The organism is Campylobacter sp. JMF_11 EL3, from assembly GCF_027736965.1.
GTDB lineage: Bacteria > Campylobacterota > Campylobacteria > Campylobacterales > Campylobacteraceae > Campylobacter_B.
Genome location: NZ_JAOVTJ010000001.1, coordinates 685,152 through 693,590, shown reverse-complemented (window position 1 = coordinate 693,590; position 8,439 = coordinate 685,152). Strand labels below are relative to the sequence as shown.

8 protein-coding genes are annotated in these 8,439 nt (G+C 40.4%); 7 read left to right on the top strand and 1 reads right to left on the bottom strand.

The features are described from left to right. From OFN67_RS03500 to OFN67_RS03490, 3 genes are all read left to right on the top strand, one after another. On the top strand, positions 1–3,378 hold a 3,378-nt coding region (locus tag OFN67_RS03500), incomplete at its 5' end, for a YadA family autotransporter adhesin (RefSeq protein WP_270868173.1). Positions 3,379–3,440: 62 nt separating this feature from the next. Beyond that, on the top strand, positions 3,441–4,220 hold the full coding sequence (locus tag OFN67_RS03495; RefSeq protein WP_270859222.1) for an OmpA family protein: 780 nt from the start codon (positions 3,441–3,443) through the stop codon (positions 4,218–4,220). Between the two features lie 47 nt (positions 4,221–4,267). Next, complete coding sequence (locus OFN67_RS03490) at positions 4,268–4,996, top strand: tetratricopeptide repeat protein (protein WP_270868172.1); 729 nt, start codon at positions 4,268–4,270, stop codon at positions 4,994–4,996. Positions 4,997–5,003: 7 nt separating this feature from the next. Here the strand turns inward: OFN67_RS03490 and recO are convergent, their stop codons facing one another. Next, the gene (recO, locus tag OFN67_RS03485; protein ID WP_270868171.1) at positions 5,004–5,618 is read right to left on the bottom strand and encodes a recombination protein RecO; all 615 of its coding nucleotides are present in this window, start codon (positions 5,616–5,618) and stop codon (positions 5,004–5,006) included. A gap of 87 nt (positions 5,619–5,705) precedes the next feature. Between recO and accD the strand changes: the two genes are divergently transcribed. The 4 genes from accD to OFN67_RS03465 are packed head-to-tail and all read left to right on the top strand — an operon-like array spanning position 5,706 to position 8,431. Further along, positions 5,706–6,611: an acetyl-CoA carboxylase, carboxyltransferase subunit beta gene (gene accD / locus OFN67_RS03480; protein WP_270866609.1), complete on the top strand. Its 906-nt coding sequence runs from the start codon at positions 5,706–5,708 to the stop codon at positions 6,609–6,611. Further along, positions 6,611–7,063, top strand: a complete 453-nt coding sequence (locus OFN67_RS03475; RefSeq protein WP_270862535.1) for a 23S rRNA (pseudouridine(1915)-N(3))-methyltransferase RlmH — start codon at positions 6,611–6,613, stop codon at positions 7,061–7,063. Before accD ends, OFN67_RS03475 begins: the two co-directional genes overlap by 1 nt. A gap of 7 nt (positions 7,064–7,070) precedes the next feature. Further along, positions 7,071–7,427 (top strand): RNA polymerase-binding protein DksA, encoded by a 357-nt coding sequence (gene dksA, locus OFN67_RS03470; RefSeq protein ID WP_270859227.1) that lies wholly within the window; start codon positions 7,071–7,073, stop codon positions 7,425–7,427. A 2-nt stretch (positions 7,428–7,429) separates the two neighbouring features. Beyond that, a complete protein-coding gene (locus tag OFN67_RS03465; RefSeq protein ID WP_270866610.1) occupies positions 7,430–8,431 on the top strand; it encodes a LapA family protein in 1,002 nt (333 codons plus the stop codon). The last annotated feature ends 8 nt before the right edge of the window (positions 8,432–8,439 follow it).

Sequence of the window (8,439 nt, the reverse complement as noted above, 5' to 3'; positions counted from 1 at the left end):
GGAGACGAGAATTCAAGCAGACCAGTTAAGATTACAAATTTAGCTCCTGGTGAAATCAATGCAACTAGCACAGAAGCAATCAATGGCTCACAACTATACACAGCAATTGAAAGCAATAAAACAACTGTTGGTAGTTCAAATAACTCAGTATTCGTTACTTCAACCTACGATGATGAAAACGGAACACACTATGATCTAAAAGTTCCTGTTAAACTAGGTGGTGATAATAACGGCACTATCACATTAGTAAGCTATGATGAAAACGGAGACGAGAATTCAAGCAGACCAGTTAAGATTACAAATTTAGCTCCTGGTGAAATCAATGCAACTAGCACAGAAGCAATCAATGGCTCACAACTATACTATGCAGTTGAGGGTAATAGAACAAAAGTTACTGTCAATGGTGGTAAAGTCGCTCCGACAGACGGCACTTATACAGATGGTAACCTAAAACTTACTCATGGTGGCGAAAACAACAACACCTATGACCTAAAACTTGCTAATAACCTAGTAATAGGTGAAGTAGGCGATGGCACACCTGGTAATCCTGGTGAAGACGGCTCAATCAAAGTCCAAGGCAAAGATGGTAAAGATGCTGTAAGTATCGATGCTAACGCAACTGACGGAGCTAGAATTGCACTAGGCAATGACGGCAAAGACGGTGTAACTCTTGCTTCTAAGGACGGCGAAGGCTCTATCGGTCTAAACGGTGCAAACGGAGCAAGTGCTACTATCACTGTCGCCAAAGATAAACCTGGTGTAGATGGACAACCTAACGATAAATTGGATAGAATTCAATACAAAGATAGTAATGGTAACTCTCACTCAGTAGCTACGCTAGATGATGGCTTGAAATTTGAAGGCGATTATGAGGGCGAGATAGCTAAGAAACTAAATGAAAAACAAAATATCAAGGGTAACCATACAGCTGGTAAAGATAGCTTAACAAATGGCAATATAGGTGTTGTTAATGAGAATGGTGATTTGATTATCAAACTTGCAAAACATGTAGATTTGACAAAAGATGGAAATTTATCTATTGGAAATACTTTGGTAGATAACAGCGGTTTAACTATAAGCAATACCGACCCTGATAAAATCATCAAGCTTACAGATAACAATGTTAGCATGGGTGGAAATCAAATCCACAATGTTGCAGCCGGCACAGCTGATACAGATGCAGTCAATGTATCTCAACTCAAAAAAGGTGTTGAGGGTAATAGAACAAAAGTTACTGTCAATGGTGGCAAAGTCGCTCCTACAGACGGCACTTATACAGATGGTAACCTAAAACTTACTCATGGTGGCGAAAACAACAACACCTATGACCTAAAACTTGCTAATAAACTTAGCTTGGGTGATAGTACAGAAAGCGGTGCTGTAACAGTCAATAACAAAAATGGTAAAGCTGGTGTAGAAATCTTTGCAGATGACAATACTGGTGAAGGTCACATTAAGATTACTAACGGTAAAGATGGAAATGATGCTGTGAGTGCAGATATTACGGTAGCCAAAGTTAATCCTACTGACCCTGGTCAAAACGGCACAACCAATACTAGAATTACCTACAAAAATGCTAGCGGTAATCCTGAGACTGTCGCTACTTTAAATGACGGCTTGAAATTTAAAGGTGATAAAGGCGATGTCGTAAGCAAAAAACTTAACGAAACGCTAAATATCAAAGGTAACACCACTGCTAATGCTGAATTAACAGAGGGCAATATCGGTGTAGAAAATGTTGGTGGCGATTTAATCATTAAACTTGCTCAAAATATTGACCTAGGAAAAGACGGAAGTGTTAAAGCTGGTGATACTACTATCAACAACGATGGTTTGACTATTGCAGGTGGTCCAACTATAACCAAAACTAATGTCGATATGGGTGGCAACAGAATTCAAAATGTTGCAGAAGGCACTGACTTAACTGATGCTGTCAATTTATCTCAGTTAAAAGCGGTTGAAGGCAAAATTAAAGCTCCAAATACTGTTAGTTCAAAAAATGGCTCTGTAAAAATTGCAGAGACAACAAATACTGACGGTAGTAAGAACTATGACTTGAAAGTCGCTACTAAACAAAATTCTGATGGCACTGTAAGTATGGTTACTTATAATACTGACGGTAGCGAGAAAACAGGTCCGGTTCAAGTCAAAAATGTAGCAGCTGGTAAGGCTCCAACTGACGCAGTTAATGTATCTCAATTAAAAGAGCTAGTTGGAAATTACACTGTTGAAAACTACACTGATGAGAATGGCAATACATTTAACAATGTAGTTCAAACAAAAGATGAAAAAGGCAAAACTGTAACGCTAAAAACTTACAATGTCAAAGATAAAGGTGAGTATGTTACAAACAATGTCGTAACTGCGATTTCTAAGATGAACGAGCAAGGTATTAAATTCTTCCATACAAATCAAGATGAGAATTTCAACCCTGAGGCTCAAAGAAAGAACACTATCGATTCATCTGCTAGTGGCGGACATGCGACAGCTATTGGTTATCAAGCAGACGCTAGTGGTAAATCATCATTAGCTGTTGGCGATAATGCAAATGCAAGTGGTGAGCAATCTATCGCTATTGGTAATGGCGCACAAGCTAGCGGAAAACAATCAATTTCAGTTGGAACTGGTAACCTAGTCTATGCTAACAACGCAGGTGCATTTGGTGATCCAAATACCGTAGCAGCAGGAGCTGATGGAAGCTATGTAATCGGTAATAATAACAATGTATCTACAAAAGATACATTTGTAATGGGCAACAATGTAACTAGCACAGTTGCAGACTCATTATTCCTAGGTAGCAGAACAGCTTATGTTGGCGAAGGTGCTAGAAGTAAAGGTACAAACAACGCTTACACTAGCGCAAGCGTAACTGCGAAAAATGCAGCTGGTGAAAATGTCACTATCGGTATGAAACAATTCGCTGGTGGCAACCAAGTCAAAGGCGTAGTAAGCGTTGGTAATGCTAATGAAACTCGCCGTATCCAAAATGTCGCACCTGGTCTAATCAGCAAAGACAGCACCGATGCGATCAACGGCTCACAACTATACTCTGCTATCGAGGGTATCGCCGAGCATTTGGGTAGCAACATAACAAATATCAATCAAAGAATTGATAATTTAGACAAAAAAATTGACAATGTTAGAGATGAGGCTAGGGCTGGTGTCGCTTCTGCTATCGCTATCGGCAACCTACCGCAATCAACAATTCCTGGTAAGGGTATGCTAAGTGTGGGTACTGGTTATTATCAAGATGAGGGTGCTCTATCTATCGGTCTATCAAAAATGTCAGACAATGGTAAATGGGTATTTAAATCATCTATCTCAGTCGATACACAAGACAACATTGGCGCAGGCGCGTCTTTGGGCTTCCACTTCTAAGGTAGCCTAGTGCGAAACCGATGAATTTCGGTTTCGCTTTTTTTAAATTTAAAGGGTAAAAAATGAAAAAATCATTACTATCAGCTCTAAGCTTAGCTGGAATTTTATTTTTTAGTGGTTGCACCACTCATGTAAGCGACAATATCCCAGAAGACGGCGTTATGCAATGGGACGATGTGACTTTTTTGGATATGAACAAAACATGGATCGACGCTCCAACTCACCCAAATGCCGAAAATTTGGGCAAAGTAGAAAAGGGTATGAGCAAAGATCAAGTCTATTTTCTAATCGGACACCCACATCATCAAGAGGGTTTGTATGCTGTTAGAGAGTGGGATTATGTGTTTAATTTGAAGAAAAAAGCTGGTGATCCTGATAAAATTTGCCAGTTTAAAATTATCTATGACAAAGATTATCGCGTAGGAAGCACATTTTATAATCCAAAAGGTTGCGCCGATGTTGCCCCTGTGCAGCTACCTAACCAAAATGTCGAGTTAGAATCTGACTTTTTGTTTGACTTCGACAAAGACAATCTCAAAGCCGAGGGCCACGAAAAAATCGCAGCTGTCGCCAAAGATATCGATGTAAATATGGTAAGAAGCGTCAAGGTCTATGGTTACACCGATCCGCTAGGAAGCGACGCTTATAACAAAACTCTATCGCAACAACGCGCAAATATGGTCAAAAACGAGCTTATCGCAAATGGAATCCCAGCTAGCAAAATCCAAGCTATCGGCATGGGCGAGGCAGATCAGGTTAAATTCTGCCCGGGCGAAAAAGGTGCCGCACTAAAAGAGTGCCTCAAACCAAACAGACGCGTCGTAATCAAAACTATTTATTAACAAATTTGGGCTAATCTTAGCCCAAATTTCACTTCAAAGGGGTTAGTTTGAAAAAACTAATTTTAATCTTTTTATTTTTCTCAAATTTATTTGCTATTGAAGACACTAAATTTATCGCTTGCGAAAAGGGTGATGTGCAGGCGTGCTATGAGGTGGGACTTTTGCTTTATATGGGGCAAAGCACTGCCAAAGACGATGAGGGCGCGGTTTTGTTCTTTAAAAAAGCGTGCGATAAAAAGCACGATAATGCCTGCGTAGCTTACGCGCAAATGCTAGAAAATGGTCTTGGAATCAAGGCTGATAAAAACGCAGCCTTGAATTTATACGAAAACGGCTGTAAGCAAAAAAATGTCCTTTCGTGCAAAGGGGCTGAGAGATTGCACTCTGCTTCGAATAAAAACAAAAAAAGATTAAGTGAAATTCGCGCGTTTTTGTGCAAAAACGGCGAGGACGAATACTGCGAAAATGCCCTTGTGACGCTAGAAAACACAAAAGCCGTGGCAAGGCTGGATAATGACTGCAAAAACGGCAACAAAGATTCTTGCGAAACCTTGGTGAATTTGTATTTTAAAGCCCAAGGCACGCCTGAAAATATCCAATCGGCGATTTTTTACACAGATAGGCTTTGCAAGCTAGATGTCGCGACTTCGTGCCGAAATTTAGCCATTATTTTCCAAGGTCAAAGCGATATCGAGGGGGCGAAAAACTACTACGCCAGAGCCTGCGCTATGGGCGATAAAATTTCATGCTCGGAGTATAAAAAGCTAAGCAAATAGCCTAAATTTAAAAGCCTTGAAGCGTGATAGCATACAGCCTTTCAACTGCGTCATCTTCTAAATTTAGCGAATTTTGACTTTGCAAAAATTCCAAAATTTCGCCCCAGTTAAAGCCTTTTTGGTGCAAACAATGCTCGTGAGCTGGCAAAAATCCGCGTGTGAGTGATACTGCGCCGCTAATTTCTTCGTCGCATAAAAAACAAAATGGCTCGCTGTGAAGTCTGCCCTCGAATTCTAAAATTTTGGCGTAACTTTCGATAATTATTCGGCGTGGATTTTGGCGGCCAAAGTGCGAAGCAGCGGAATTTAAAAGCTCATAGTAAAATTTATCAAGCTCGTTTGCGTCCTTTAAATGCGCGCCTAGTAGCCTGATGAATTGCTGCCAAAAAATGAGTTTTTCTCTATTTGCGAGCCAGCCGTATCCTAGGTGCATGACATTGCTTAGGCGCGGGAGGAAATTTTGGTTTGAGACTAGCTCGAAATCTATTTTGTATCCTTGTGTGATATTTGGGTGCCTGGCACCATAAAAGCGATATGCGCGCACCAAGGCGTCAGCGCATAGCACATCTACTATACAATCTTCGTCTTTGATTTTTGTGACTTTTAATATAAATCCTTGCATGGGTGATATTCTAGCGAAATTTTAAATTTAAATAAAGAAAAATAGGTTAAAATTGAGAGTTTAATTTTGCAAAATTAAAGGAATATTATGAATTTTGGAGATTTGTTTTCAAAGATTCGTAGAGCCCAACCAGAAGCTTCTGAGGCACCTGCGCATTGGGTTAAGTGTCCTGGTTGTGCTTCTTTGATGTATTTTAAGGAGGTGGAACAAAACCACCATGTCTGCCCTAAATGTAACTATCACATGCGTTTTAGCGCAGATGAGCGAATCGCGCTAATTTGTGATGAGGGTTCGTTTGTAGAGTGTGATAAAACCCTCGAACCCGTTGATCCGCTTAAATTTGTTGATAAAAAATCATACAAAAAACGCATAAGCGAGGGGCAGGAAAAGACAGGCAGAACGAGTGCTGTCGTCGCTGGTGAGGCCAAAATTTCAAAACAACCTGTGCAATTAGTCGTTTTTGATTTTAATTTCATGGGCGGAAGTCTTGGCTCGGTAGAGGGCGAAAAAATCGTGCGAGCCGTCAAACGCGCGCTTGATAAAAAGCAAGCCTTGATTATCGTATCAGCTAGCGGTGGAGCTAGAATGCAAGAAAGCACATATTCGCTAATGCAAATGAGCAAAACTTCGGCTGCGCTTAAAATTTTAAGCGAAAACAAAATCCCATTTATCTCTGTTTTGACAGATCCTACGATGGGCGGAGTTAGTGCGTCGTTTGCGTGGCTAGGCGATATTATTATCGCTGAACCGGGTGCATTGATTGGCTTTGCTGGTCAAAGGGTCATCAAACAAACAATCGGAGCAGATTTGCCAGAGGGTTTCCAACGCTCAGAATTTTTGCTAGAACATGGATTAATCGACGCTATCGTGCCAAGAGCGCAAATGCGTCAGTATCTAAGCGATATGGTAAATATGCTAACAAATACCCCAGTCCAACTCGATGATAGTAGCGATGAGGGGCTATTTGATACGCACGGCGAAGAAGACGAATAGTGCAGATTATCGTTAATTCTATACAAAAAGGCACCGACGAATTTGCGAGCGAGCTAAACGAATATCGCAAAATGTCGGCTAAATTTGCTAGCATAAAAGATGAAATTTTCTTTAACGCTAGTATCGCAAAGGCTCAGACGATCGATAGAGCCAGCGCACTTAGGGCGTATGACGAGGTTTATATGCCTAGATTAAAAGGTTATAATATCGCCCTTGACGAGAGGGGCGAAGAGCTTGATAGTATGGAATTTGCTAAAATTTTAGACGGGAAAAATTTGGTTTCATTTTTCATAGGCGGTGCTTACGGGCTAAGCGATGATTTTAAGGGCAAATGCGATAAAATCATCAGCCTAACAAAGCTAACTTTGGCACATAAAATTGCAAAGCTTATGCTCTTTGAGCAAATTTTTCGTGCGCTTTGTATAAATGCAAATCATCCATATCATAAGTGAGGGTAAAATGAAAAAAAGTGAGTTGAAAATTTACAAAAAACTTTTAGAAGAAAGAAAAGCCGAGCTAAGCGCTAATATCAACAGCGCGACAAAAGATATCGAGGAGCTTAGAGAGCACGGCGCGACAGATGAGATTGATGTAGCTAGCATGGATACGGATTTGACGATTGAGTATTCGATTGGGCTAAAACAAAGAGAGAGCCTAAATAAAATAGTCTCTGCGCTAGAACGCATTGAAAACGGCACTTATGGCGAGTGTTTGGAGTGTGGCGAGCCAATCAGCCCAGAAAGGCTAAAAGTCCGCCCAGAATCAAGACTATGTATTTCTTGCAAAGAACTTGCCGAAAAAGCACAAAGGAGATAATGATGAAGGCAAAACAATTTTTTGTATATTCAGTGATATATATCGGTATCATCGCGGCTGTGATTTTCACGCAAGAAAGCGCGAGCTACACCCTAAGCGTGCTTGGATACTCTCTCACACTGCCTGTGGCTGTGTGGGTGGTGCTACCATTAGCTTTGTATATGATACTAGCGCTTTGTCATTTGGGCTTTTATGGTTTTATGGTTTATCGCAAAAACCGCGCTATACAAAAAGATGTAAGCTCGTATGACGAGATGACAAAAGAGGTTTTATTAGGGCTTGAAACAAATAGAAACTTCAAAACAGAGTTTTTCAAAGATCCAAGCGATATAACTAAAATTTTATCTCCATGGTATGATAGTAGCGAGCTTGATATCAAAAACGAAAGCCTAAAAGAGATAGTTGATGTCGTCGAAAAGGTAAAAAACGGCGAGGTCGTGGATCTGAAAAAATACAAACTCCCTAAATCAAACGGTATGTTTTTGCAAAACGAGCTAAACCGCCTTGACGCTGAGCCTGATTATGCGCGCGAAATTTTAAAAACAAAGGGCGTTTATAACGATCAAATTACCAAAAAAGCATATAAAATTTTAGTCGATAAGGGCGATTATAGCGCGATTAAAACCTATAAAGAATTCCAAGACACCGACGATATCAAGCGTATCGTAGAAAGAGCTGCTGATGAGAGCGAGTTTGAGGTCAGTAGCGAGGAGCTGTTTAATCTCATAAATAGCGATAAATTCAGCGACAAAGACTTCATTTATTTTGCCAAAAAGCTCAAAGACCACCTAAATCCGGAGCAATACAGAACCTTTTTTGAAAGGCTCAAAAACCAAAATTCAAGCGCGACAGAGGCGTATTTGTATGCGCTATATGAGCTTGGTATGATTGATGAGCTAAGAGAGCAACTTCACATGAGCGACGGCGATGAATTCGATAAATTCCAAATTTTGCTATTTTTACGCGACAATGGCAAATCAGTGCCAGCTTCGCTGATATTCTAAATTTCGGG

Excerpts from the sequence above, each read along its gene's own strand:
- dksA (WP_270859227.1), top strand. The coding sequence starts at position 7,071 with ATGAAAAAAAGTGAGTTGAAAATTTACAAAAAACTTTTAGAAGAAAGA.
- recO (WP_270868171.1), bottom strand. The coding sequence starts at position 5,618 with ATGCAAGGATTTATATTAAAAGTCACAAAAATCAAAGACGAAGATTGT.
- accD (WP_270866609.1), top strand. The coding sequence starts at position 5,706 with ATGAATTTTGGAGATTTGTTTTCAAAGATTCGTAGAGCCCAACCAGAA.
- OFN67_RS03495 (WP_270859222.1), top strand. The coding sequence starts at position 3,441 with ATGAAAAAATCATTACTATCAGCTCTAAGCTTAGCTGGAATTTTATTT.
- OFN67_RS03465 (WP_270866610.1), top strand. The coding sequence starts at position 7,430 with ATGAAGGCAAAACAATTTTTTGTATATTCAGTGATATATATCGGTATC.